Origin of the sequence: Raineyella sp. LH-20, from assembly GCF_033110965.1 — a bacterium.
Lineage (GTDB): Bacteria > Actinomycetota > Actinomycetes > Propionibacteriales > Propionibacteriaceae > Raineyella.
Map to the genome: position 1 here is coordinate 1,785,701 of NZ_CP137003.1, position 26,436 is coordinate 1,812,136.

The window sequence follows — 26,436 nt, forward strand, 5'->3', positions numbered from 1 at the left end:
GCTCAAACCCTACGGCCGACGTGCCTGAGAACGGACTGAATCCGTTGCCCGGTCTTGGTCCGGCGGGGAATGATCGAGGCGTCCGTCCCGACACCGAAGGAGCTGCCTCCATGCGCCTCGCCACCCTCCGCACCCCCGACGGCACCGCCGCCGCCCGCCTCGACGGCGAGACCTACACCCTCATCGAGGGATGCGAGGACGTCAGTGAACTCCTCGCCGATCCTGAGTGGCGCGAGGTCGCCGCCGGCGCCGCTGGGCCGGCGGTTCCGGCCGACGGGGCGGACCTGGCGACCCTGCTGCCGGCGCCGGGCAAGGTGATCTGCGCCGGGCTGAACTACGCCACCCACATCCGGGAGATGGGCCGCGAACTGCCCGAGTTCCCGACGCTCTTCGCGAAGTTCGCCGACAGTCTGACGGGGCCGTACGACGACGTGGTCGCCCCGGCCGAGGACCCGATGCTGGACTGGGAGTGCGAGCTCGGCATGGTGATCGGCGCGGACGCCTACCGGGTGGCGGAGGAGGACGCCGCCGCGTACATCGCGGGCTACACGGTGGTCAACGACGTGTCGATGCGCGGCTTCCAGCGTCGTACGGTCGAGTGGTTGCAGGGCAAGATCTGGCAGTCCTCCACCCCGGTCGGCCCGGCGCTGGTCACCCCGGACGAGTTCGATCCGGCCGATGCGGAGATCACCACCCGGGTCAACGGCGAGCTGATGCAGCAGGCGAACACCGGTGACCTGGTCTTCACCGCGGCGAAGCTGGTGGCGTACGTGTCGTCGATCGTCACCCTGCGCGCGGGCGACCTGCTGCTGACCGGCACCCCGGGTGGGGTCGGCCTGGCCCGGGACCCGCAGGTGTTCCTCCGTGCCGGCGATGTCGTCGAGGTGGCGGTGGCCGGTCTGGGCCGGTTGGAGACCCGCTTCGTCGCACCGCGGGCCTGAACCCGGGGCGAGGCAGGAACGCGGCGAGGCGCGTGGGTCGAGCCGCGGGTCGAGACGGCGGGGTTGCTTGCCTCCTGCGTTCCATAGGGCCGCCCTATGGAATGCCAGCGGCAACAGACTCCGGTCTCGCCGTCGGCGAGTCCGTGCCTCTCCCGGGGGTGAGCCACGTGGCCTGCCGGCGGCGGGCCTGCCGTGCCCGCCGTGCCTGCCGTGCCGGCCGTGCCTGCAGTGCCGGCCGTGCCGGCCGTACGCCCGAAAGACCTCGCGGTTAGGCTGATCGGGTGACCAGCGCGAACCTGACCAAGGTCGAGGCCGAGCGGCGTTCCGCGAGCCTCGAGGTGCATGCGTACGACGTGGATCTGGACCTGTCGGGCGCCCCGGATCCGGCGGTCACGGGTTTCCCGTCGACCACCACGATCACCTTCCTGACTGCTGAGGAGGACGTCCGCCTCGACTTCATCGGGGAGTCGGTGGAGTCGGTCGAGGTCAACGGCGACCGGCTCGACCCGACGCCGAGCTGGGACGGTGCCGCCCTGCACCTGACCGGTCTGGTGCCACACCGGGTGAACCGGGTGGTGGTCCGCGCCGTCGCCGCCTACTCGCGCACCGGTCAGGGCCTGCACCGGTTCGTCGACCCGGTCGACGGGGAGACCTATCTCTACTCCCATCTGGAGCCGGCCGATGCCCGGCGGGTCTTCGCCACCTTCGAACAGCCCGATCTCAAGGCCCCGCGGATCCTGCACGTCACCGCGCCGCCGGCCTGGTCGGTGGTCGCGAACCAGGCGATCGGGTCCCAGGTCGAGGTCGGCGATTTCGTCCGCACCACCTTCCAGCCGACCCCGCCGCTGTCGACCTATCTCACCGCGGTGTGCGCCGGACCGTGGCATCACGTCCACGACGTGTGGACCCGGCGGATCGGGGCGACCACCGTGGAGGTCCCGCTCGGCCTGTGGTGCCGCGCCTCGCTGGCCGAGCATCTCGACGCCGACCGGCTGTTCGAGACCACCAAGCGCGGCCTGGATCACTACCACGACCTGTTCGGCTTCCCCTACCCGTGGGGCAAGTACGACCAGCTCTTCGCCCCGGAGTACAACATCGGCGCGATGGAGAACCCGGGCTGCGTCACCTTCAACGAGAAGTACCTCTTCACCTCCCGGCCCACCCGCCAGGAGCTCGAGCAGCGCTCGAACACCATGCTGCACGAGATGGCCCACCTGTGGTTCGGCGACCTGGTCACCCCGGCGTGGTGGGACGACCTGTGGCTCAAGGAGTCCTTCGCCGAATACATGGGCGTACGGACGAGTGTCGAGGCCGACGACCACGCCGAGGGCTGGGTGACCTTCGCGGGTGCCCGCAAGGCCTGGGCGTACGCCGCCGACCGGCTGCCCACCACCCATCCGGTCGCCGCCGACATCCCCGACCTGGAAGCAGCCCGGCAGAACTTCGACGGCATCACGTACGCCAAGGGCGCCGCAGTGCTCAAGCAACTGGTGGCGTACGTGGGCGACGAGGCCTTCTTCGCCGGTGCGCGGCGCTACTTCGCGCGGCACGCCTTCGGGGCGGCGCGGCTGGTCGACCTGCTCGACGCACTGGAGGAGGTCTCCGGCCGCAACCTGCGTGCCTGGGCCGAGCAGTGGCTGCAGACCTCCGGGGTCGACGAACTGACCACCGACGGCCCGGGCCCCGACGGGGTGATCCGCCTGCGGCGTACGTCCCCCGATGACGCCCGCCGCCCGCACCGGCTGTCGGTCGGCCTCTACCTGCCCGATCCTGACGGCCGGCTGCGCCGTACGCACCACGCCGAGGCCGATCTGGTCGGCGACGGGGTGGACCTCGACCTGGCCGACGTCGACCCAGCGGGGGAGGGGCCCCGGCTGGTGCTGACCAACGACGACGACCTCACCTACGCGATCAGCCGACTCGATCCGGTGAGCCGCGACACCGCCCTGGCGTACGCCGGCGGGATGGTGGACCCGCTCGCCCAGTCCCAGGTGTGGGCGGCGCTGTGGAACGACGTCCGCGACGCCCGGATGCCCGCCACCGCGTTCATCCGGGCGGTGGTGGAGCACGGCGGACGGCTCGACGGCCACGACGACGCGAGCGCTGCCACCCTGCTGCCGCATCTCGTCGGCGACACGGTGACCGCGGTGTCCGAGTTCCTGCCCCGCTGCCTGCGAGAGGCCGCCTGGGCCGACGCGTTCGACGGTGCATGGGACCGGCTGGTCTCCGCCGTCCCGGGCTCGGACCAGCAGCTCGCCTGGGCGCGGGCCGCGACGCTGCTCGGCGGGCAGGTCACCGGGCAGGACGCCCCGGGGGTCGCTGCCCGGCTCGCGATGTTGCTCGACGGTCCGGTGCCGCCCGGCCTCGAAATGGGCTCCGAGTTGCGCTGGCGGACCCTGATCGCCCTGTCGGCGCTCGGTCGGGCGACCGACGACGACCTCGACGCCGCACTGGCGGCCGATCCGACCGCGCGGGCGCGGGCCCACCACCTCACCGCCCGAGTCGGGCGACCCGATCCTCAGGCCAAGAAATGGGCCTGGGAGCAGGTGCAGCTGCACCCGTCGGTGTGGTCGAACGAGGAGATCAGCGCCGCGCTGGCGGGTTGGAGCACCCCGGCCCACCGCGACCTGGTCACCGCGTACGCCACGCCGTACTGGGACCGGCTGATCCAGTGGTGGGAGCGGTTCCCGAACGAGATCGCCACCCGGCTGGTCGGCGGCCTCTTCCCGGCGGTCGTCGATGTCGACCTCACCCGACCGGTCGCCGAGCATCCCGTCATCGCTGCGGCGCGCCATTGGTTGGACTGGCACGATGCCGCCCCGGCCGCGCTGCGGCGGCTGGTGATGGAGCATGCCGACCACGCCGCACGGGCCGCCCGGGCCCAACTGGCGGTGCTGGAGACGGTGGCCGCCGAGAACGGCTGAGGGCACTTACCCGCGCCCGGTCCGGTCGGGCGGTGTCCGGTCGGGCGGTGTCCGGTCGGGCGGTCGCTCGTCGGCCGTCCCGTCAGCGGGCGGTACCCCGGCCTTCTGCAGGGACCTCGACGTTCTGCAGGGACCCCGGCCTTCTGCAGGGACCTCGACGTTCTGCAGGGACCCCGGCCTTTTGCAGGGACCCCGACCTTCCGCAAGAACCCCGACCTTCCGCAAGAACCCCGATCCTCTCCAGAAGCCCCGATGAAATACGATGAAATACGGTCGGGGTCGCGGGTTTAGGTCGGCCTGCCGGAGATTCGTCGGTCCCGGTGAGAATCGTCGGGGAATGTCTCGGGGAATGTCTCGAGGAGCCTCGGGGAGCCTCGGGGAATGAACGCGTCGGGGAAGGCGTCGCGGAATGCGCCGGGGCGGGCCGCAGGAGAGGGCCGAACATCAGAGGGCCCGGCGAAGCCGACGGTCCTTCAGACCTGGGCATATTCCCGGTGACCGCCTCGACATCTGTCCAGTTCGTCGCGGTGGGGTGCCTCAGCCCGGCACAGCCCGGTCGGGGCCGCCACCGCACTCCTAATGTGACCGACGCCACAAGGGTGCGGTGTCCGCCGTGCTCGACGTCGCCCACTCGGGCCGTACGACCAGGACGGTGACATGGACCAGTCGACGCTGACCGTGACAGACCCCGCGCAGGGGAAGGGAACGGGGAGTGAGGCGGCCCTCGGGCCGCATGCCCCTGAGGGAGGACCGCAAGCCCCGCAGCCCCGACCTGATGCCCCTGAGGGAGGACCGCAGGCCTCGGCGCCCCGACCGCATGCCCCTGAGGGAGGACCGCAGGCCCCGCAGCCCCGACCGCAGGATCCGCAGCAGAGCGGGCCGCGCCGGGGACCGTTGCGCACATTCCGCGACCACCTGTCCGTCTCGGCGATCGTCGCCGGGTTCGTCGCCGTCGCGATCTCGTACGCCGGGCCGCTCCTCGTCGTCCTGCAGGCCGCCCGCGCCGCCGGTCTGTCCACCGAGCTGACCGGCTCGTGGGTCTGGGCGATCTCGGTCGGCTCCGGCGTCGCCTGCCTCCTCGGCAGCATCGTCACCCGGCAGCCGATCATGATCGCCTGGTCGATCCCTGGCGCCGCGGTGCTGATGGCCAGCCTCGCCGACTACTCGCTGAACGAGGCGATCGGCGCCTACATCGTCTGCGGCCTGCTCAGTGCGCTGCTCGGCGCCACCGGCCTGATCGGTCGGCTGCTCGCCATGGTGCCGAAGCCGATCACCCAGGCGGTGCTCGCCGGTGTGCTGATGCCGTTCGCCATCACCGTCGCCGGGGCGGTCGTCTCGAGTCCGGTGGTCGCCGGCGGGATCGTGGTCGGCTATCTGGTGGGGCGTCGCTTCCTGGCGCGGTACGCGGTGTTCGCCGCAATGGTGTTGGGCGGCATCCTCTCCGTCGCGACCGGTGCGACCGGCACCTTCGATGTCCATCCCGGCATCACCGTCCCGATGCTGCTGATCCCGCACTTCACCGTGGGATCGATCCTCGGCATCGCGGTGCCGCTGTTCATCGTCACCCAGGCCGGGCAGAACGCGCCGGGGCTGATCGTGATGCGCGCCTCCGGCTTCGAGCCGAACGACCGGCTGCTGCTCACCGGCTCCGGGATCGCGTCCATCGTCTTCGCCTTCTTCGGCGCGCACGCCCTCAACCTGGCGGCCGTCACCGCGGCCATCGCCACCAGCAGCGAATCGCACCCGGACAAGCACCGACGCTACGTCGCCGGGATCTCCACCGGTGTCTTCTACATCATCGGCGGCTTCCTCGCGATGATGATCGTCGGCCTGTTCGCGGCGATCCCGCCGGCGATGTTGACCGCCCTGGCCGGGGTTGCGCTGCTCGCGCCGACGCAGAACGCCCTGCACGGCACAATGCAGGAGGGTGACTGCGGGCCGGCGGTGATCGAGGCCGCGCTGGTCACGCTGGTGGTCTCGCTGTCCGGGATCCACCCGTTCGGGATCGTCGCCGCGTTCTGGGGCCTGCTGGCCGGGATCGTGACGTACGCCGTTCTCAAGCGCCGGCGGTTGCGTGCCTGAGGGTCGGTCGCGGGGCGTACGACCGGGTCGGTCGCGGGCCTGAGGGTCGGCCGTGGAGCGTACGACCGGGCCCACGGTGCTCCGATCCGTGGTGCGGATGCCCTCCCTGCGGCCGAACCGATAGATTGACCCCGTGGCCGACACTGTGAAGAACGCGCAGGAGACCCCCGACGTCGAGCAGCCCTGGGCTGAGCTCGGGCTGAAGGAGGACGAGTACCAGCGCATCCGCGAGATCCTCGGACGCCGCCCCACCGGGTGTGAGCTGGCGATGTACTCCGTCATGTGGTCGGAGCATTGCTCGTACAAGTCCTCCAAGCTGCACCTCAAGCGGTTCTCCGTCCTGCCCCAGACGACGCCCCGCGGGCCGCTGCTCGCCGGCATCGGCGACAACGCCGGGGTGGTCGATGTCGGCCAGGGCTATGCGGTCACCTTCAAGGCGGAGTCGCACAACCACCCGTCGTACGTCGAGCCGCACCAGGGCGCCGCGACCGGTGTCGGCGGCATCGTCCGTGACATCCTCGCGATGGGCGCCCGGCCGATCGGCGTGATGGACGCGCTGCGCTTCGGCCCGCTGGACGCCCCGGACACCGCACGGGTGCTGCCCGGCGTCGTCTCCGGCGTCGGCGACTACGGCAACTGCCTCGGCCTGCCGAACATCGGCGGCGAGGTGGAGTTCGACGCCTCGTACGCCGGCAACCCGCTGGTCAATGCGCTGTGTGTCGGCGTGCTGCGTCACGAGGATCTGAAGTTCGCCAAGGCCACCGGCGTCGGCAACCAGGTCATCATGTACGGCGCCCGCACCGGCGGCGACGGCATCGGCGGTGCGTCGATCCTCGCGTCGGAGACCTTCGACGAGGGCGGCGAGGGCAAGCGTCCGGCCGTCCAGGTCGGCGACCCGTTCATGGAGAAGCTGCTGATCGAGTGCACCCTCGAACTCTTCGCTGCCGGCGTCGTCACCTCGATCCAGGACTTCGGCGCTGCGGGCCTGTCCTGCGCCACCTCCGAGCTCGCTTCCGCCGGGGATGGCGGCATGTGGGTCGACATGAACGCGGTCCAGCTGCGCGACCACACGCTGTCGCCCGAAGAGATCCTGATGAGCGAGTCGCAGGAGCGGATGATGGCCGTCGTCCACCCCGACGACGTCGCCCGATTCATGGAGATCTGCGCCAAGTGGGATGTCGAGGCCGCGGTGGTCGGTGAGGTCACCGACACCGGCCGGCTGGTCATCGAGTGGAACGGTGAGGTCGTCGTCGACGTCCCGCCGCGCACCGTCGCCCACGAGGGCCCGGTCTACGACCGACCGCAGCGGCCGCGTGCCGACCAGGCCCGGATCGAGGCCGACACCACCGCGTCGCTGGCCCGCCCGGCGAACGGCGAGGAACTGGGGCGTACGGTCCTGCAGCTGATCGGCTCGCCCAACCAGGCCGACAAGTCCTGGGTGACCGACCAGTACGACCGCTACGTCCGCGGCAACTCGGTGCTCGCCCAGCCGGAGGACTCCGGCATGCTGCGGATCGACGAGGACAGCAACCTCGGGATCGCCCTGTCGACCGACGCCAACGGCCGGTTCACCTGGCTCAACCCCTACCTCGGCGCCCAGCTGTCCCTCGCCGAGGCCTATCGCAACGTCGCTGTCACCGGTGCCACCCCGGTCGCCATCACCGACTGCCTCAACTACGGTTCGCCGGAGGACCCGGAGGTGATGTGGTCCTTCGTGGAGTCCATCAAGGGCCTCGTCGACGGCTGCGCCACGCTGGGCACCCCGGTGACCGGCGGCAACGTCAGCTTCTACAACCAGACCGGCGACACCGCGATCCTGCCCACGCCGCTGATCGGCGTGCTCGGTGTGATCGACGACATCTCCCGGCACACCCGGATGGGCTTCCGTACGCCGGGTGACGAGGTCTGGCAGCTCGGCGTGACCCACGAGGAACTGGACGGCTCCGCCTGGGCCGGGGTGGTGCACCAGCACCTCGGTGGCGTGCCGCCGCGGGTCGACTTCGCCGCCGAGCAGCAGCTCGCCGGACTGTTGGCCGCCGCTGCCCGCGAGGGCTTGTTGACCAGTGCCCACGATCTGTCCGAGGGCGGCCTTGCGGTCGGCCTGGTCGAGTCCGCTCTGCGTCACGATGTCGGCGTACGGGTGCGGCTCGAGGGCGACCCGTTCGTCGGGCTGTTCTCCGAGTCGGTGGCCCGCGCCGTCGTCTCCGTCACGCCGGGGAAGGCCGGTCGGCTGGCCCAGCTGGCCACCGAGTACGGGCTCGCCGCGGGCCGGATCGGTGAGGTCACCGAGGACGCCGCGTTCGAGGTCGAGGGGCAGTTCCGGCTCGGTCTGGACGAGATCCGCGCCGCCTGGACCGCGCCGATCCCGGCGGCGCTGGCCTGATCGCCGCGCTGGCGGGCATCGGTCGGGGTCGTCGCCTCGGTGGGCCGCGTCGGTCGGCAGTGCAGCGTCCGGACGCCTGTTGACGGACGTCTGTGGGCGGACGTCTGCGGGCGGATGTCTGTGGGCGGGACTGACATCACGGTCTGCGCCGAGTCAGTGTCCCGGAATTTTTCCATAGGTCTGTCCTATGGAAGCGTGGCGGTTCGCCAGTCGGCTCGAGGAGCATCCTGGCTGCGTGCCGCCCCGCCCTGGCGTGCCGCCCCGCCCTGGCGTGCCGCCCCGCCTGACGTCCCGCCCCGCCTGGCGTCCCGCCTGACACCCCCGCGTTTCGACCGTGCCAAGGTGTCCTTCCGGTGGTCGACATGCACGGGCGACATGCCCGGCGACATGCGGGAGTGGGCGAGATCTGGGTGGTCGGCATGATCGCCGGGACCGGATCGTCGACATCATCGGGATCGTCCGCATGACCCGGGAGACGGAGGCCGCCAGGCCACCGGCGAAGTGGCAGGGCCTAGGGTGTTGCCATGACCGAAGCCCCCGACACGCTTGCCCAGACCCGTGATGCCCTCGCCGACCGTATCGACGAGTTGTTGCCCGGGGTGCTCGATGACCTGGCGCGGTTGGTGGCGATCCCGTCGGTCAGCGCCGACCCGGCGCACGCCGCGGACGTCCGCACGAGCGCGGAGACGGTCGCCGCATTGCTGACCGACGCCGGCTGCCCCGATGTCCGGATCGTCCGCGCCGGCGGCGGCCCGGCGATCCTCGCGCGCTACCCGGCGCCGGAGGGTGCACCGACCGTCTGCCTCTACGCACACCACGATGTCCAGCCGACCGGCGACGTCGCGCTGTGGACCTCCGCACCGTTCACCGCGACCCGGCGTGGTGAACGGCTGTTCGGCCGCGGCACCTCCGACGACAAGGCCGGCATCGCCGTCCACCTGGCCGCCCTGCGGGCGTTCGATGGTCGGCCGCCGGTCGGCGTGACGCTGTTCATCGAGGGCGAGGAGGAGGTCGGCTCACCGACCCTGCGGACGCTGCTGGAACAGCATCGCGAGGAGCTCGCCGCCGATGCGTACGTCATCGCGGACTCCGGCAACTGGGCCGTCGGCGTCCCTGCCTTCACGACCACCCTGCGCGGCGTGCTCGACTGTGTCGTCACCGTACGCACCCTCGACCACGCGCTGCACTCCGGGCAGTACGGCGGAGTCGCGCCGGACGCTCTGACCACACTGTGCCGGTTGCTCGCCACCCTGCACGACGAGGTCGGCAATGTCGCCGTCGAGGGTCTCGTCTCCCGTCCCGGCCCCGGTCTCGACTATCCCGCCGACAGGCTGGCCGAGGAGAGCGGCGTGCTGCCGGGTGTCTCCTACCTCGGCGACGGACCGGTCACCGACCGGTTGTGGACCCGCCCGGCCGTCTCGGTGATCGGGATCGACGCCGCCTCCGTCGCCGGCGCCTCCAACACGCTGGCGCCGAGCGCCCGCGCCAAGATCAGCCTCCGGCTGGCCCCGGGCCAGGACCCGACGGCGGCAATGGACGCCCTGGTCGCGCACCTCGAGTCGCACGCCCCGTGGGGCGCCCGGGTGGAGGTGGTCCGTGGCGAGATGGGCGCGCCCGGTGAGGCGCCTCTGGAGGGGCCGTACGCGGACGCCGCCGTCGCCGCCTTCACCGCGGCCTGGGGCATCGAGCCGGTGACCATCGGCCAGGGCGGCTCCATCCCGATGGTGGCCGACTTCCAGCAGCTCTTCCCGGAGGCGACCGTGCTGGTCACCGCCGTGGAGGATCCGGACTGCCGGGCGCACGGCATCGACGAGTCGCTGCATGTGGGCGACTTCCGCCACGCCTGCCTCTCCGAGACGCTGTTGCTGGCCACTCTGGGGGCGTCCGGCCGCTGACCTGCGGGCGGCTCGCGGCTCGGGACATCGGCGGCCGAGCGTGCCGACCCCGGCGGAGGTCGGTCGCCGGTCCCGGCCGCCTGCTGTCCGAGGAGTTGAGGATTCGGACGGGACTGTTAGGCTGACAAGGTGCCACGTCCTGATGGTCGGCTGACCGCCGAGCTCGACCCCCTGGAGAAGTCCCCGCAGGACGAATGCGGCGTGTTCGGCGTCTGGGCGCCGGGCGAGGATGTCTCGAAGCTGGCCTATTACGGCCTCTACGCCCTGCAGCACCGCGGCCAGGAGTCGGCCGGGATCGCCGTCTCCGACGGCGAGCGGATCATGGTGTTCAAGGACATGGGCCTGGTCTCCCAGGTGTTCGACGAGGGCACGCTGAACTCGCTGACCGGCGACCTCGCCATCGGCCACGCCCGCTACTCGACGACCGGTGCCAGCGTCTGGAGCAACGCCCAGCCGACCTTCCGGGCCACCTCGACGTACGGCATCACCCTCGCCCACAACGGCAACCTCACCAACACCGACGACCTCGAGGCGTGGCTGCACGAGCGCCGGCCGGCCGAGGAGGTGCCGCACAAGAACACGATGGACTCCACCAACGACACCTCGATCGTGACCGCCCTGATGGCGACGTACGACGACCTGCCGTTGGGGAGTGCGGCGCTGCAGGTGCTGCCGCACCTGCGGGGTGCCTTCTCGCTGGTCTTCATGGACGAGAAGACCCTCTACGCCGCCCGCGACCCGCAGGGCTTCCGCCCGCTGTGCCTGGGCCGGCTGGAGCGCGGCTGGGTCGTCGCCTCGGAGACCTGCGCCCTGGACATCGTCGGCGCCTCCTTCGTCCGCGAGGTCGAGCCGGGTGAGTGCATCGCCATCGACGCCGACGGGCTGCGGTCCACCCGGTTCGCCGAGACCCGACGCAAGGGCTGCGTCTTCGAGTACGTCTACATTGCCCGGCCCGACTCCACCATCTACGGCCGCTCGGTGCACGCCGCGCGGGTCGAGGTGGGCCGTACGTTGGCCCGTGAACATCCGGTCGAGGCGGATCTGGTGATGCCGGTGCCCGCCTCGGGGGTGCCGGCCGCGATCGGCTACGCCCAGGAGTCCGGCATCCGCTACGCCGAGGGACTGGTCAAGAACAACTACGTCGGGCGTACGTTCATCCAGCCCTCCCAGACGATCCGCCAGCTCGGTATCCGGCTCAAGCTCAACCCGCTGCGCCACGTCATCGAGGGCAAACGGCTGGTCGTCGTCGACGATTCCATCGTCCGGGGCAACACCCAGCGGGCGCTGATCCGGATGCTGCGGGAGGCCGGGGCGGCCGAGATCCACGTACGGATCTCCTCCCCGCCGGTCCGCTGGCCCTGCTTCTTCGGCATCGACTTCGCCACCCGCGCCGAGCTCATCGCCTCGGGCCTGAACGTCGAGGAGATCTGCCGCTCGATCGGCGCCGACTCCCTCGGCTACGTCAGCCTCGACGGACTGGTGGCGGCCACCGAGCGCCCGGGCGACAGCCTGTGTCGCGCCTGCTTCGACGGGATCTACCCGGTCGAGCCGCCGCCGCACGCCCTCGGCATCCTCGGCGACGGGTTCGTCGCCCCGCCGAGCAGCCAGCCGCCGCTGATCGGCGGCTCCGGCGACCCCCTCGTGCCCGTCAGCACCGAACCGGCCGGGCTGGGTGTCGCGGCCGCCGACTCCGCGGAGGACCGATGACCCAGGAACGGACCAGCTCTGATGCCGCTGCGGCCGGGGCGGTGCTGAGCGATCCCGCTCCCTCCGCGTACGCCGCCGCCGGCGTCGACATCGAGGCGGGTGAGCGTGCCGTCGAGCTGATGAAGGCCTCGGTGGCGGCGACCCGACGCCCCGAGGTGCTCGGTGGGCTGGGTGGTTTCGCCGGCTTCTTCGACGCCTCGGCCCTGGCCGGCTACCGCCGCCCGGTGCTCGCCACCTCGACCGACGGGGTCGGCACCAAGGTCGCCGTCGCTCAGGCGATGGACCGGCACGACACCATCGGCCAGGACCTGATCGGCATGCTCGTCGACGATCTGGTGGTCGTCGGCGCCGAGCCGCTGTTCGTCACCGACTACATCGCCTGCGGCCGGGTCGTTCCCGAGCGGATCGCCGCGATCGTCGCCGGCATCGCCCGGGGCTGCGAACTGGCCGGTGCGTCCCTGCTCGGTGGGGAGACCGCTGAGCACCCGGGCCTGCTCGGCCCCGACGAGTACGACATCGCCGGCGCCACCACCGGGGTGGTCGAGTACGACCGGATCCTCGGCCCGGAGCGGGTCCGCCCGGGCGACGTGGTCATCGCCATGCGGTCGTCCGGCCTGCACTCCAACGGGTACTCGCTGGTCCGGCATGTGCTGCTCGAGCAGGCCGGCTGGGCACTGGACCGTGAGGTGCCCGAACTCGGCGGTGCGCTGGGCGACGAACTGCTGGTGCCGACCAGGATCTACGCCCGCGACTGCCTCGCCCTGGCCGAGGCCACCGAGGTGCACGCGATGAGCCACATCACCGGCGGCGGCCTGGCCAACAACCTGGCCCGGGTCATCCCCGACCACCTCACCGTCCGGATCGACCGGGCGACCTGGACCCCGCAGCCGATCTTCGGCCTGGTCCAGCAGGTGGGCCGGATCTCCCAGCCCGACATCGAGGCCACTCTCAACATGGGCGTCGGCATGATGGCCCTTGTCCCGGCCTCCGGGGTCGAGGTGACACTGGCCACCCTGCGGGCCCGTGGGGTGGATTCCTGGGCCTGTGGAGAGGTCCGTACGGCCTCCTCGGACGACGGTGGGACGGTGATCCTCGAGGGACGACACGCGGCCTGATTCTGGGCGTCGACACGAGTGCTGACGGCCGGTGGAGGACTTTGATTCATCCACCGGCTCGGGTAGCCTGTGTCTCACGACAGTTACCAGATACATGCCGCGGCCCAGCCGCAGGCGCTACCAGATGCGAGGGGGTCGACCCACATGGGGCGCGGCCGTGCAAAGGCAAAGCAGACCAAGGTTGCTCGCGAGTTGAAGTACCGTTCGGTTGACACGGACTTCTCCTCGCTGGAGCGTGAACTCCGAGGTGATTCGTACCATCAGGACGATGATCGGAGTGACTCCCACGACAACGATGTCCCGGACGCGTACGCGGACCTGGCGGCTCGTTACAACGTCGATGAGGACGATGACTACGGCGGCTACGGTGACATGCGGAAGTCGGGCTGATGGCCCGGACACCCGCGTCCTGACCTTGCTTCGGTGATCGCCCCCAGGGGGGTCCCTGCGGTCTGGCGCCCGGACGTCCTCGACGGTTTCTCCCGCACCGACATCCCGTTGTTGCCGGGCAGCACCTTGGTCGCCGGCGAGTCGGACACCCCCATCGGGGGTGTCCTCGTACGTCGCGATCCTCCGGGTGACGAGCGGCCGGCGGTGCTGTACCTGCACGGCTGGAACGACTACTTCTTCCAGACCCACCTGGCCGATTTCTGGGCGGGACTGGGATACGCCTTCTATGCCTTGGACCTGCGCCGCTACGGCCGGGCGCTGCAGCCGGGACAGTACTTCGGCTACATCACCGATCTGGGGGACTACGCCCGGGAGATCGACGGGGCGGTGGCGACCATCCGGTCGGCGGGACACGACCGGATCGTGTTGATGGGGCACTCCACCGGCGGCCTCACCGGCGCGCTCTACGCGGACTCCCATCCGGGGGTCTTCGAGGCGGTCGTGCTGAATTCGCCGTGGCTGGAGCTCTCCGGCAACGCCGTGCTGCGCCAGCTGGTGACCGGGCTCGTCACGGGCGCGGCGCGGATGGCTCCCACCACCGTCCTGCCGATGACGGACCAGGGCTTCTACCGTCGGACCATCCTGGCCTCGGAGGGCGGGGAGTGGGACTTCGACACCGCCTGGAAGCGTTCACCCGCTCCGATCCGGCTCGGCTGGGGGCGGGCGATCGTCCGCGGTCACGAGCAGGTCGCCGCCGGTCTCGACATCGCGGCACCGGTGATCGTGCTCTGCTCCGACCACTCCGCCACCGGGCTGACCTGGACCGACGAGATGGAGCGGGCCGACACCGTGCTGGACGCCGACGGCATCGCCCGTCGCGCCCCGTACCTGGGCCGGCACGTGACGGTGGTCCGGATCCACGACGGCCTGCACGATCTGACCCTCTCCCCGGCGCCGGTGCGGGCCGCGTTCTTCCGCGCCCTCGGGACGTGGGTGGCCGCCTACTGTGGCCTGTGACACCATGACCACGTGAACCAAGGGCCACATGTCGTCGTCATCGGTGCCGGTTTCGCCGGGATCCAGGCCTCGCGGGCACTGGCCCGTGAAGGCTGCCGGGTCACCCTCGTGGACCGGCACCCGTACAACACGTTCCAGCCGTTGCTCTACCAGGTCGCGACCGGCGGTCTGAACCCGGGCGACATCACCTACTCGTTGCGCAACTTCGCCGGCAAGAACCCTGGCGTACGGTTCGTCTGCGGCAACGTCGGCGGCATCGATCCAGCGGCCCGGACGGTCTCCCTGGACGACGGCCGGGAGATCGGCTACGACTACCTGGTCCTCGGCTTCGGGGTGACCGCGAACTTCTTCGGCCTGCCCGGCGTGGCCGAGCATGCGCTGCCGATGTACACCCGTGCCCAGGCCCTGGCCTGCCGCGACGCCGTCTTCGGACGACTCGAGCACTACGCGGCCCTGCCGGAGGAGCAGCGGGCCGCGACGGACCTGCACATCGTGGTGGTCGGTGGCGGCGCGACCGGCGTGGAGATGGCCGGTTCGCTGGCGGAGATGCGCTCCACCGGCGTCCCGAACATGTATCCCGAGCTGGACCGCAAGCGGATCAGGGTGCATCTGATCGAGGCCGGGCCGGTGCTGCTCGGCCCGTTCCGGCACGATCTGCAGGAGTACACGTACGACGAGATGGTGAAGCGGGACGTCGACGTACGTCTCGGCACCTCGGTGGCCGAGATCGAGGACGGCCGGGTCGTCCTCAGCGGCGGCGAGGTGATCGAGAGTGAGATCGTCATCTGGGGCGCCGGTGTGGCCGCGTTCGACTGGGTGCGGTCCCTCGGCTTCGAGCTGGGGCGCGGTGGCCGGATCGTCGTCGACCAGATGCTGCGGGTGAAGGGCCAGGACCGGATCTTCGCCGCCGGGGACTGCTCAATCATCGAGGACCAGGCGCTGCCGCAGCTGGCCCAGCCGGCCATGCAGATGGGCGTCCACATCGCCGGCCAGATCGCCGCGCTGGCCCGCGGGGACAAGCTGGAGCGCTTCGAGTACTGGGACAAGGGCACGATGGCCACCATCGGTCGCAACGCGGCGGTGGCCGAGGTCGCCGTGCCCGGCCGCAACAAGCCGGTGGCCTTCACCGGTTTCATCGCGTGGGTCGCGTGGGTCGCGGTGCACCTGTTCATGCTGCTCGGGGGTCGCAACCGGGTGGGCGCGATGATCAACCTGGGCTTCCGCTACATCGCCTGGGGTGCGAACACCTGGAACATCGTCGGTGACCTGGTCGCCCCGCGGCGGCCCGCCACAGGACGTTCCCGCACTGAGGACTGAGGTCGGTCAGGGCAGCGGCCGGCGCGCGCCCGTGGTGAGGGTCAGAGGTAACGCTCGGCGAGCCGGACCGCCTGAGTGCCGTACGCGGCCGAGTGGGTCACGGCGTGCACCAGCAGCGGATGCAGCTGGTGGAGACCGATCAGCCCTCGCCAGCCGTCCGCAAGATGGGCGCTCTCGGCGTACGCGTCGAGGATGACGTCGATGTGCGGCGCGCCGAACAGCGAGAGCATCGCCAGGTCGGTCAGCCCGTGGCCGCCGTGCGCGGCGGGATCGATCAGCACCACTCCCTTGGGCGACCAGAGCACGTTGCCCGCCCACAGGTCGCCGTGGATGCGTGCCGGGGGCCGCCCGTCGTCGTACACCCCGTCGGCGAGCCGTGCGGCGATCCGCTCGATGGTCCGCATCCCGGCATCGGAGAGATTGCCGAGGGCGTGGGCGGCCTGGGCGTACGGCAGCACCCGCTGCTCGGCGAAGAAGACGCCCCAGGTCGGCTCGGGGCGCAACGTCATCGTCTGGACGCCGATGAACCCGTCGCCGTCCCAGCCGTCGGGTCCCTGTCCGAAGGCGGCGGCCCCGGCAGCGTGGGTGTGGGCGAGAGCGTGCCCGAACGCCTCGGCGGCCACCTTGGACGGGCGGGCGTTGGGCACGTTGTCGAGGACGATGCGGCCCTCCTCGACGGAGCGTACGCGGACCACTCGGGCGCTCCCGGCGCCGGCGAGCGAGAGCCACCTCAGACCCGCGGCCTCGACCTGGAAGTAACCTTCCGGTGCCGTCGCGGATTCCTTGGTGAACGTCTCGTGCGCCATGACGGAATCCTATCCGTTGAAGGCCGGATCTCCTACATGCGCCGTAGTGTGGGTCCGTAGGTTAGCGGGCCGTGAGTGGGATGACAGTTAATGTGACAGAGATCATAAATGGGAACTGTGGGTGTGGTGCGCCCGATCGTCGGTGCGGTGCGGTGCGGTGCGGTGCGGTGCGGTGCGGTGCGGTGCGGTGCGGTGCGGCGGGGTGCGGCGCGGTGCGATGCGGCCGTGGCCCGCTCGGCCGACAGGGGCGGGTGTCGCCTGGGTGGCCGGACCTGTGCTCTCGCCTCGGGCAGCTGGGCCCGTGGGCACCTTCAGCGGTGAGATCGGCGCCCTCGCCTTCAGTGGTCGGACCCTGGGCCTCGCTTCAGTGGCCGTATCGGCGCCCTCGCCTGCCAGACCGTACCCGTCGTATGCATTCCCTCCCGGTCGCCCGAGCGGGAATGCATACGAAGCGTACGGTCTGAAACGATGCGTACGGTCTGGGCCGGGCGGCCGGGGTGGCCGGGAGCTGAGGGGCGAGCGCCGACCGCTGAGGATGGGGCCGACCGGAGCCGAGGATGGGGCCGACCGGGGCCGAGGATGGGGCCGACCGGAGCCGAGGATGGGCGCCGACCGGAGCTGGGAGCCGGAGCTGGGAAGAGGCCGCCGGGAGTCGGTGGAAGCCGTCCAGGGTGGCGGCGGGCTGCGTACGCCTCGTGGAACGCGTACGTCCGGGAAAAGCAAGAGGGTCGCACCATCGGTGCGACCCTTGTGGTGGCCAGGACCGGGTTCGAACCGGTGACCTTTCACTTTTCAGGCGAACGCTACTACCAACTGAGCTACCTGGCCGAAGATCAACCCTGATACGAATGATTTCGTGAAAGGGGTGACTCTTTCAACAGAAAAACGGTGACACGAGCGATTTGTCGTCTCACCGCTTCCGCGACCCCGACGGGACTCGAACCCGCGACCTCCGCCGTGACAGGGCGGCGCGCTAACCAACTGCGCTACGGGGCCATCCGGTCGTCCGAACCGCTGCGTCCCACCGTTCGGCGATCCATCTCGCCTGCCCGGTGGAAGCGGAAGTTCCTCTTTCCGGTGACCTGCTGCCGTTTCAGGCAGCTCGAGAACTATAGCGCGGGTCGGAAGGAAAAGTGAAATCGGGGTGTCCAGTGCCGGACGAAAGGGGCCTGATCCGCGCCGTTGCGCCGATCGGGGGATCTCTTGGAAGCCCGGCGTTCCCTCTGTCGTCACTCATCGCGCGCTCACCGCGCCGGGCCGGTATCGTCGGGCGGGACGAACCACGGGCGCCCATGGGCGGCGACAGGGAGATGACGGATCGATGACGATGGCCGGAGCTTGGATCTACACCCAGGGCACGCGGAGCGGGCGGTGGGCCAACATTTCGTTGCTCGGGATCGAGGATGCCAGCGGCATCCCGTCCGCCGAGTGGAACAACCTCGGCACTGGCGCGGGCCTGCTGCTATTCCCTGACGGAAAGTGGAGCCAGGGCGGACGCTTCCACCTCTTCTACAAGTCCGGTGGTGCGGAGGGGGCGTCCCAGGTCGACGCGCTGCTCGATCCAGCCGATCCGCACTACCCGAGCAGCCCGATCGCCTGGCAGGCGGTGTGGCGCCGCTGTGTCGACTACATCAACCACCTCGTCGGCGAGGAGGTGGTCGTCCTGGAGGACTTCGCCGCGGAATGGCGGGCGGGGGTCGAGGCCCGTGAGGCGGCCGAGGCCGAGGCTCGGCGCGATGTCGAGCAGCCCGACCCCGAGGAGGCCGTACGTCGCGCCGCCGAGGGGGCCAAGCGTCGCCTCAACGGCATCAGAGCGCGCCGGATCGAGGAGCGGGAGGCTCGTGAGGCCGCAGAGGCGGCCGAGTCCCGGGGCGGCGCCGAGGCGTAATCGGCCTGGGTAGGCCCCAGCTGCCCGGACCTGTCCCCGGGGGCGCTGCTGGGCTGGGAGGTCGCCGAGGGCCCCAAGGCCCGGATGTGCGGGACGCCGGCGTGGCCTCCGCTCTGGATGTGCGGGACGCCGGCGTGGCGTCCGCTTCCGTCAGGGTCGACCTCAGCGCCAGGCGTCCTCCGGGTGGGCGCCCGGCGTGCCGGTCCCTGGCTCGTACGGCACCCGGGTGAACAGAAAGGTGCCGATGTCGAGGGCGTACGGTTCGGCGTCGCCGCGGCTCAGTGGGCGCAGTTCCTCGCCGAGCCAGTAGTCGCCGACCACCCCCACCCACGTCCCTCGCGAGCCCGCCCGCTCGAACGTCGTCTCTCGCCGGCCGCCGGTCAGCGGGGCGAGGGCGAGGCGTACCGACCGCCCGGGTGCCAGCGCCGGAAGAGCGGTGAGCGTGTAGGGGTTCGGTCCCCAGTACCAGACCCCGCAGAGCCCTGCGACGTCGGCCTGGTCAGGATCGAGGACGTACGGCCGGGTGGGTGCCGGCTGGGTCGCGGCGACCAGGTCGAGCAGTCCGTGGGCGGCGCCGACCGGATGGGTCGCCGACGCGCACACCGCCGCGACGTCACCGGACGCCGGGTCGCACCACAGCTCCGCGGTGAAGCCGGGCACCGAGCCGCCATGCCCCCAGCGTCGGGCGCCGCCCTGGTTGGTGATCTGCAGGCCGAGGCCGTGGGCACTCACCCACGGAGTATCCGGGGTGTCGGCCAGCGTCCGCGGCTCGTACATCTGGGCGAGGAGGTCGGCGGGCAGCACCGTACGGTCCGCGACGACGTTCCCCAGGGTCCAGGAACCGAACCGGACGAGATCGCGCGGCGTCGACCACATCGCGCCGGCGGGAGCCATCGCCTGGTGGTCCATCACCGGCTCGGGATGCCAGACGTCGGCGAACGGGTGCACCGCCACACCGGTCGCCGAGGAGGCGTCGGCGGTCGGGCCGGTGTGCGCCAGGCCCAGCGGATCGAGGACGCGGCGACGCACCACCACGTCCCAGGGCTCCCCGTCGAGCACCTCGAGCAGATGGCCGAGGACGGCGTAGCCGGTGTTGGAGTAGTGGTGACGCCTGCCGGGGGCGGTGAGCAGTGCCGGCGGGGCGGCGACGAGTTCCGCCCACGAGGGGCCGGGGGAGCGCTCCCACCACGCCCCGGTCGGTTCGGCGGCCAGGCCGGACGTGTGGTCCAGGTGCTCGGCGACCGAGGCGGCCCGTGACGGGGCGTCGGGCAGCACGTCGCCGATCGGGGCCTCCAGGTCGAGGCGGCCCTCGGCGACGAGCTGTAGCACGGCGACGGCCACCAGCGGCTTGGTGATGGACCCGACCCGGTAGCGGGTGTCGGTGGTGGCTGCGGAGCCGGTGGACTCGACGGAGCCGGTGGACGCGCCGGACGCGACGGAGCCGGTGGACGAGCCGGATGCGACGGACTGGCTGGGTGCGACGGACTCGCTGGACTCGGCGGTGCGGCGGGCGGGATCCCGGACGCCGACGGCACCGGTCCAGACGACCTCGCCGGCACGTGCCACCGCCGCTGACAGCGACGGGACCCGGGCGGCGCGCTGGGTGCGTGGCAGCCACTCGTCGAGGATGCGGACGGTCGCGGGATGGAGCGTCATGGGACGACGGTAGCCCCGTGCGGCCGCGCTGTCCGTCGTCGGCGTGGGAGACGCGTCAGGAGGCGGCGGTGGCCGTGGCCGGCGTGGGAAAACCGGCGCGCAGCGAGGCCGCCGCCGCCTCCAGGGTGGCTCGGATGTCGGCCGTGTCGTCGGCGGTGAGGGCTGCCGGGCCGGCGGCGCCGGTGCGGGCGTGCAGGAAATGGGCGGCGGCGGCGCGCAGGGTGGCCACCGAGGCCTCGACCAGGATGGTGGGGTACGGGTCCAGCTCCGGGTCGGTCCCCAGCCGTTCCGCGACGGCTGAGCGGAGCACCCGGGAGATCTCCCGCGACGACCCCATCGCCAGCGGCAGGAGTTCGGGGTGGCGGCTGGTCACCTCTTTCACCAGACGCCAGGTCGTACGGTCGGAGGCCAGCTCGAGGGCGTGGTCGATCAGCACGGTGAGCAGGACGTCGCGGACCTCTGGCCCGGGAGGTGCCTGGAGGATGCGTGCCCGCAGGTCGGCCCCGTGGTGCGGGGTGGGGTCGACCAGTGCCTGCTCCTTGCTGGTGAAGTAGTTGAAGAACGTCCTGGGGGACACCCCGGCCCGATGGGCGATGTCCTCGACCCGTACGTCCGACAGGCCTCGTTCGGCCACCAACTCGAGCGCGGCGATCCGCAGCGCGCGATGACTCTCCCGCTTCTTGCGTTCGCGCAGCCCGCAGGTCTCATCTCGGTCGGGAGTGGTGGCCATGCCCACCAGCGTACGCGACATCTCGTTCAGTCACTGCAAAGTTGCATATCGCGCAACAATTTCTGTGGCGATGTGCGGGGACCGGGACAGGTCAGGGCCGGCCCGGTGAAGAACCCGATCGTCCCGTGCTGGCCGCCCGCCTACGGTGGGGGCGTACGCAGGCCAAGACGGTGATGCCCAGGAGGATGAATGACCAATGTGCTGGTGGCCTTCGCCACCAAGGGTGGCACCACCCAGTCGATCGCCGAGCGCCTCGGAGCCCGGCTCACCGAGGCCGGCCATGCCGTCGCGGTCGTGTCGGTGCAGGACGACCCTGATCCGGCAGCGTACGACGCGGTGGTGGTCGGCGCCGGCATCCTCGGGGGGAGCGTGTACGCGCCGGCCGGCCGATGGCTCACCGCGCACCGCGGCGGCCTGACCGACAAGCCGGTCGGGATCTTCGTGGTCTGCCTCAGCATGCTGGTCGACGATCCGGAGCGACGTGCCGAGGCCACGAGCTATCCCGGCCAGCTCGCCGAGGTGTTGCCCGGCGAGCCGGTGGCGTCGACGGTCTTCGCGGGCTCGTACGATCCGGCGACGCGGCGTTGGTGGGAGCGCCTGGCCGCGCGGCTGGTCCGGTCGCCGCGCGGCGACTTCCGCGACTGGGCGGCGGTGGACGCCTGGGGTGACGAGCTGGCGGGCAGGCTCTGAACGACGTCTCCTGACCGCCCTGGCGCGGTGAGGGGGCACGCGCAGGGTGGACCCCACCCGGCGATGTCGGTCCCGGGCCGTAGGATCGTCGCCGTGCCGTACACCACCATGCACCTCTTCACCTCCGAGTCGGTCACCGAGGGCCACCCGGACAAGGTCTGTGACCGGATCTCCGATGCGATCCTCGACGCCATGCTGGAGCAGGACCCGCAGGCGCGCGTGGCCGTCGAGACCCTGACCACGACCGGGCTGGTGCATGTCGTCGGCGAGGTGACCACCACCGCGTACGTCGAGATCCCGCAGATCATCCGCCAGGAACTGCAGTCGATCGGCTACACCTCCTCGAAGGTGGGCTTCGACGGCGCCTCCTGCGGGGTGATCGTCTCCATCGGCCAGCAGTCGCCCGACATCGCCCAGGGCGTCGACAAGTCGCTGGAGTTCCGCACCGACAGCGGCGACCACGACCCGTACGACCTGCAGGGTGCGGGCGACCAGGGCCTGATGTTCGGCTACGCGACCGACGAGACCCCGACGCTGATGCCGGTGCCGGTCTTCCTGGCGCATCGGCTGGCCGAGCGGCTCACCGCAGTCCGCAAGGAGGGGCTGGTCCTCGGCCTGCGGCCCGACGGCAAGACTCAGGTCACCATCGCGTACGACGGGGAGCGCCCGGTCGGGATCGACACAGTGCTCGTCTCGACCCAGCACGACGAGGACGTCACCCAGCCGGAGCTCGCCGAGATCATCCGCACCATGGTGGTGGAGCCGGTGCTGGCCGGGTCCGGTCTCGACCTCGCCACCGATCGGATGGCGCTGCTGGTCAACCCGACCGGCCGGTTCGTCGTCGGCGGCCCGATGGGCGACGCCGGGTTGACCGGGCGGAAGATCATCGTTGACACGTACGGCGGCATGGCGCGGCACGGTGGGGGCGCGTTCTCCGGGAAGGACCCGTCGAAGGTGGACCGGTCCGCGGCGTACGCGCTGCGCTGGGTGGCGAAGAACGTGGTGGCCGCCGGCCTCGCCAAGCGTTGCGAGGTGCAGGCGTCGTACGCCATCGGACGGGCCCGTCCGGTCGGCATCTACGTCGAGACCTTCGGCACCGGCACGGTCTCCGACGAGCGGATCCTCGAGGCGATCCGGACCGTCTTCGACCTGCGTCCGGCGGCGATCGTCGACCAGCTCGACCTGAAGCGCCCGATCTACAAGGCGACGTCGTCGTACGGTCACTTCGGCCGCGAGCTGCCGGAGTTCACCTGGGAGCGTACGGACCGCGTCGAACAGCTGAAGGCGGCGATCGCCGGGGCCTGACACCCCACCTCTCGTGGGGTGCCGTGGGGTCTCGCGGGGTGCCGCGTAGTCGTCACCGCGCGGGGCCTGGTGGGCCTTTCGCGGTCCCCGCTCGCGGGCCCTTCGGTGCTTTGCCTGGCGGGCCCCTTTCGGTGCTTTGCCGGCGGATGCACCCCGTGGTCATCATTCGTTCGTGGGCGCCCACGAACGAATGATGACCACGGGGTGCGTCTGTACAACGGGGTGAATCTGATTCAGTGCCGGATCGTGGGGAGTCCCGGGGCCAGCGCGCGGCCGCGGGAGTGGCTCGGGGGGCGTGGGGTCGGGGGATGCTGGGCCGGTGCCCGGTGCCCGGTGCCCGGTGCCCGGTGCCCGGCGGCTGTGGCCGGAGGCCGGAGGCGGGACGCCCTCAGGCCGGCAGGAGATGCTGCAGCAGCACCCGGGCCGCGTCCTTGTCCAGGAACTGGTTGGCGTTGCCGCACTTGGGTGACTGGACGCAGCGTGGGCAGCCGTCGGCGCACCCGCAGGTGCTGAGGCGTTCGTACGTCGCCTGCCACCAGCGCTCGGCGATCCGATACCCCTGGGCGGCGTAGCCGGAGCCGCCGGACTGGCCGTCGTGGATGAAGATCGTGGCGGCGCCCGTGTCGGGGTGGAACACCGTGGAGACGCCGCCGATGTCCCAACGGTCACACGAGACGAACAGCGGCAGCAGGCCGATCGCAGTGTGCTCGGCGGCGTGCACCGCACCGGCCAGCTGCACCTGGGTCAGCCCGGTGGCCCGGACGACGGACTCGGGGATGCGGATCCACATCGCTTGGGTCTCCAGCGCGTGCTCCGGCATCACCATCGGCGTACGGTCCCAGACCTCGCCGGTGAGTTCGTCGCGACGCAGGTAGCCGATCACCTGACCGGTGAGACGTACGCTTCCTCGACAGATCTCGACGGTGTCGTCGGGGCCGGTGGTGTCGATCCGGCCGGCGGTGTCGATCCGGCCGGCGGTGTCGATCCGGCCGTCGGCGATAGGGCCGTCGGTAGGGATCGGGCCGCTGGGGCCGCTCGGGCGGGCCATGCCGGCGGGACGACCCGAATCGCGCCCGAACGGCCGACTCTCCGCCGTGTCGAGCACCTCGATGTCCATCGTGGAGACCGGTTGGGTGGTGTAGCCGGGCCGGTCGCGGTGCACGATCGCCTCGAAGTTGTCCAGGTCGAGGGTGTCGACCATCCAGGAATCGCCCTGGTGCAGGTAGACGGCCTCAGGGTGCACCGCCCGGTCGGCCGAGCCGACGTCGGCCACCCCGACCAGCCGGCCGGTGTCCCGGTCCACGATGTCGACCGCGCGGGCACCACCGCCGCGGATGTCGATCATCGTCGCGGCCCGTTCGGGTCGGGTCCAGTACCAGCCCGCACGCCGCTTGCGCAGCACGCCCTGGGCTGCCAGCGTGTCGGCGATGCCGGCCATCGCCGGCCCGAAGAACCGGGCGTCGGCGGCGGTCAGCGCCGCTTCCTGGGCGGCCGCCGCGAGGTGCGGCCCCAGCACGTACGGGTTCGCCGGGTCGAGGACCGTACGCTCCACCGAGCCGTCCAGCAGCTCCTCGGGGTGGGCGAAGAAGTAGGCGTCCAGCGGATTCTCCCGGGCCACCAGGAACACCAGGGCATCGCTGCCGCGTCGGCCGGCCCGACCAGCCTGCTGCCACAGGGCCGCCCTGGTGCCGGGATAACCCGACACGATGACGGCGTCCAGCCCCGCGATGTCGACGCCGAGTTCCAGGGCGTTGGTGGCGGCGACGCCGTGGAGCTGACCGGTCTGCAGGTCGCGCTCGAGTCGACGCCGGTCCTGGGGCAGGTAGCCGGCGCGGTAGGCGTCGATCCGGCCGGCGGGCCCGGCCAGGTCCTGCGCGGTGACCGCGACCCTTTCGGCCATCGCCCGGGAGGCGATGAAGGCGACGGTCTGACGCCCCTCGGTGACACAGTCCGCCAACAGGTGGGCCGACTCCGTGTCGTGGTTGCCTTCGGGCTGCCACAGCACCAGATCGACCTGGCCGTGCGGCGAGGTGTCCTCGGTGACCGTGACCACGTCCTCGGGCGCGACCCCGGCAAGATCCACCAGCAGCTCGGCGCCACCGTCGACGGTCGCCGAGGTGGCGATCACCACCGGGTCGGCCCCGTACAGTGCGGCGAGGCGCCGCAACCGCCGGACGATCGCCGACACGTGGGCGCCGAACACGCCCCGGTAGCGATGGCACTCGTCGAGGACGATGTAGCGCAGCGAGCCGAGCAGCCGCGCCCACCGGGCGTGATCGGGCAGCACCGAGTAGTGCAGCATGTCGGGGTTGGTGAGGACGTACGTTCCGAAGTCGCGGGCCCAGGCCCGCTCCGCGTCGTCGGAGTCGCCGTCGAGGGTGGTGACCCGCCAGCCGTCCAGTCCCAGCTCGCGGCAGGCCCGCAGCTGGTCGTGGGCCAGCGCCTTGGTCGGGGCGAGGTAGAGGGCGGTGCCGGTCCGGCCGGCGCCGAGATCGGCCCGCAGCTGGGCGGCGGTCAGTCGGGGACGGGGGACGACGGCGGTGTCGGTGGTGACGGCGGTGCTGGTGGTGACGGCGGTGCTGGTGGTGACGGCGGGGCCGGTGACGGCGGTGCTGGTGGTGACGGCGGTGCTGGTGGTGACGGCGGGGCCGGTGACGGCGGTGCTGGTGGTGACGGCGGGGCCGGTGACGGCGGCGAGGCGGTCGTGGTGGGGGGCGATCGGCCCGACCGTGCGGTCGCGGTGAGGGGTGGCGTCCCCGCCGGACCGTACGCCCGGCGGGGCCTCCCGGGGGAGATCGCTGGTCGTCGCGGTGGCGACCGGGGCGAGGTACGCGAGGGACTTGCCCGACGCGGTGCCGGTGCTGAGCAGCACATGGCGCCCGGCATGGACGGCTTCCATCGCCGTCGCCTGGTGCTCCCAGGGCGCGCCGATGCCGAGGCCGGCGAAGGCCGCTACGACGTCGTCCGGCACCCAGTCCGGCCAGCTGACCGTACGCCCGTCGCGCGCAGGGATGCGGTGGAGGTGACTCACCCGCGCATCAGTGGACTGGAACACGCGGTCAGTCTAGGCGGCAGGTCGGACAGTTCCGCGGAGCGCGGCGGGGCGCCGGCGGGCGGAAGGGACCGGCGAGGGACCGGCGAGCGAGGAGCTCAGCCGTTCGGTCGGTTGGGGAGGTACTGGATGGCCCAGCGGTTATCGTCGGGGTCCGCGAACGTCACGAAGTGACCCCAGGCGAGGACCTCGACGTCGGTCACATCGACGCCGCGGGCCGCGAGTTCGTCGTGGGCCTGGTTGATGTCGGCGACGACGATCTGCAGGGACGCCGTGCCCGGTGGCACCTCGCTCAGACCCTGCCCGAAGGCGATCGAGCAGGCCGAGCCGGGCGGAGTGATCTGGACGAAGCGGAGGTCGTCACTGACCCGCTGGTCGTAGTCGAGGTGGAAACCGACCTTGTTGACGTAGAAGTCGATGGCGCGGTCGATGTCTGTGACGGGGATGAACGCCAGTTCGAGTTTCCAGTCCATGGGGAGATCCCCTCGTCGGAGGCGGTGGCTTGGAGCCATCCAAACACGGTCGACCGCGCGGTGTC

Annotated in this window: 18 protein-coding genes and 2 tRNA genes; 13 read left to right on the top strand and 7 right to left on the bottom strand. The window is 71.3% G+C overall.

The window, feature by feature from the left end; genetic code table 11:
* Positions 1 to 110: 110 nt before the first annotated feature.
* The 10 genes from R0146_RS07695 (at position 111) to R0146_RS07740 (ending at position 15,771) form a co-directional block, all read left to right on the top strand.
* A complete protein-coding gene (locus R0146_RS07695; protein ID WP_317692286.1) occupies positions 111 to 941 on the top strand; it encodes a fumarylacetoacetate hydrolase family protein in 831 nt (276 codons plus the stop codon).
* 281 nt (positions 942 to 1,222) lie between these two features.
* Positions 1,223 to 3,865 (top strand): aminopeptidase N, encoded by a 2,643-nt coding sequence (gene pepN, locus R0146_RS07700; protein WP_317692287.1) that lies wholly within the window; start codon positions 1,223 to 1,225, stop codon positions 3,863 to 3,865.
* Positions 3,866 to 4,759: 894 nt separating this feature from the next.
* Entirely contained in the window at positions 4,760 to 5,947 is a 1,188-nt protein-coding gene (locus tag R0146_RS07705; RefSeq protein WP_317692288.1) for a benzoate/H(+) symporter BenE family transporter, read from the top strand.
* A 133-nt stretch (positions 5,948 to 6,080) separates the two neighbouring features.
* Positions 6,081 to 8,330, top strand: coding sequence for a phosphoribosylformylglycinamidine synthase subunit PurL (purL, locus tag R0146_RS07710; protein WP_317692289.1), 2,250 nt, complete (start codon positions 6,081 to 6,083; stop codon positions 8,328 to 8,330).
* A gap of 524 nt (positions 8,331 to 8,854) precedes the next feature.
* Positions 8,855 to 10,225 (top strand): dipeptidase, encoded by a 1,371-nt coding sequence (locus tag R0146_RS07715; protein ID WP_317692290.1) that lies wholly within the window; start codon positions 8,855 to 8,857, stop codon positions 10,223 to 10,225.
* Positions 10,226 to 10,354: 129 nt separating this feature from the next.
* Positions 10,355 to 11,932 carry an amidophosphoribosyltransferase gene (gene purF, locus R0146_RS07720; RefSeq protein WP_317692291.1) on the top strand — a complete coding sequence of 526 codons (1,578 nt, stop codon included), beginning with the start codon at positions 10,355 to 10,357 and terminating at the stop codon, positions 11,930 to 11,932.
* On the top strand, positions 11,929 to 13,047 hold the full coding sequence (gene purM / locus R0146_RS07725; protein ID WP_411567178.1) for a phosphoribosylformylglycinamidine cyclo-ligase: 1,119 nt from the start codon (positions 11,929 to 11,931) through the stop codon (positions 13,045 to 13,047). The genes purF and purM overlap by 4 nt, the downstream gene beginning before the upstream one ends.
* A gap of 144 nt (positions 13,048 to 13,191) precedes the next feature.
* Positions 13,192 to 13,437, top strand: coding sequence for a DUF3073 domain-containing protein (locus R0146_RS07730; RefSeq protein ID WP_317692348.1), 246 nt, complete (start codon positions 13,192 to 13,194; stop codon positions 13,435 to 13,437).
* A 33-nt stretch (positions 13,438 to 13,470) separates the two neighbouring features.
* Positions 13,471 to 14,454, top strand: a complete 984-nt coding sequence (locus tag R0146_RS07735; protein ID WP_317692292.1) for an alpha/beta hydrolase — start codon at positions 13,471 to 13,473, stop codon at positions 14,452 to 14,454.
* A gap of 12 nt (positions 14,455 to 14,466) precedes the next feature.
* Entirely contained in the window at positions 14,467 to 15,771 is a 1,305-nt protein-coding gene (locus R0146_RS07740; protein WP_317692293.1) for an NAD(P)/FAD-dependent oxidoreductase, read from the top strand.
* A 41-nt stretch (positions 15,772 to 15,812) separates the two neighbouring features.
* Here the strand turns inward: R0146_RS07740 and R0146_RS07745 are convergent, their stop codons facing one another.
* The 3 genes from R0146_RS07745 to R0146_RS07755 form a co-directional block, all read right to left on the bottom strand.
* The gene (locus R0146_RS07745; protein WP_317692294.1) at positions 15,813 to 16,577 is read right to left on the bottom strand and encodes a fructosamine kinase family protein; all 765 of its coding nucleotides are present in this window, start codon (positions 16,575 to 16,577) and stop codon (positions 15,813 to 15,815) included.
* 751 nt (positions 16,578 to 17,328) lie between these two features.
* Positions 17,329 to 17,405 (bottom strand) — tRNA-Phe (locus R0146_RS07750).
* A gap of 94 nt (positions 17,406 to 17,499) precedes the next feature.
* A tRNA-Asp gene (locus R0146_RS07755) sits at positions 17,500 to 17,573 on the bottom strand.
* Positions 17,574 to 17,898: 325 nt separating this feature from the next.
* Here R0146_RS07755 and R0146_RS07760 point away from each other — a divergent pair.
* Entirely contained in the window at positions 17,899 to 18,465 is a 567-nt protein-coding gene (locus R0146_RS07760; protein WP_317692295.1) for a hypothetical protein, read from the top strand.
* Positions 18,466 to 18,627: 162 nt separating this feature from the next.
* On the opposite strand, the gene R0146_RS07765 is transcribed toward R0146_RS07760, so the two are convergent.
* Positions 18,628 to 20,121, bottom strand: coding sequence for a serine hydrolase domain-containing protein (locus tag R0146_RS07765; RefSeq protein WP_317692297.1), 1,494 nt, complete (start codon positions 20,119 to 20,121; stop codon positions 18,628 to 18,630).
* A 55-nt stretch (positions 20,122 to 20,176) separates the two neighbouring features.
* Positions 20,177 to 20,851: a TetR/AcrR family transcriptional regulator gene (locus tag R0146_RS07770; RefSeq protein ID WP_317692298.1), complete on the bottom strand. Its 675-nt coding sequence runs from the start codon at positions 20,849 to 20,851 to the stop codon at positions 20,177 to 20,179.
* A gap of 189 nt (positions 20,852 to 21,040) precedes the next feature.
* Here R0146_RS07770 and R0146_RS07775 point away from each other — a divergent pair, with 189 nt between their 5' ends.
* On the top strand, positions 21,041 to 21,541 hold the full coding sequence (locus R0146_RS07775) for a flavodoxin domain-containing protein (RefSeq protein WP_317692299.1): 501 nt from the start codon (positions 21,041 to 21,043) through the stop codon (positions 21,539 to 21,541).
* 108 nt (positions 21,542 to 21,649) lie between these two features.
* Entirely contained in the window at positions 21,650 to 22,846 is a 1,197-nt protein-coding gene (gene metK, locus R0146_RS07780) for a methionine adenosyltransferase (RefSeq protein ID WP_317692349.1), read from the top strand.
* 388 nt (positions 22,847 to 23,234) lie between these two features.
* Here the strand turns inward: metK and R0146_RS07785 are convergent, their stop codons facing one another.
* Positions 23,235 to 25,901, bottom strand: coding sequence for a DEAD/DEAH box helicase (locus tag R0146_RS07785; protein WP_317692300.1), 2,667 nt, complete (start codon positions 25,899 to 25,901; stop codon positions 23,235 to 23,237).
* A 95-nt stretch (positions 25,902 to 25,996) separates the two neighbouring features.
* Positions 25,997 to 26,371 carry a VOC family protein gene (locus tag R0146_RS07790; protein WP_317692301.1) on the bottom strand — a complete coding sequence of 125 codons (375 nt, stop codon included), beginning with the start codon at positions 26,369 to 26,371 and terminating at the stop codon, positions 25,997 to 25,999.
* Between the last annotated feature and the right edge of the window lie 65 nt (positions 26,372 to 26,436).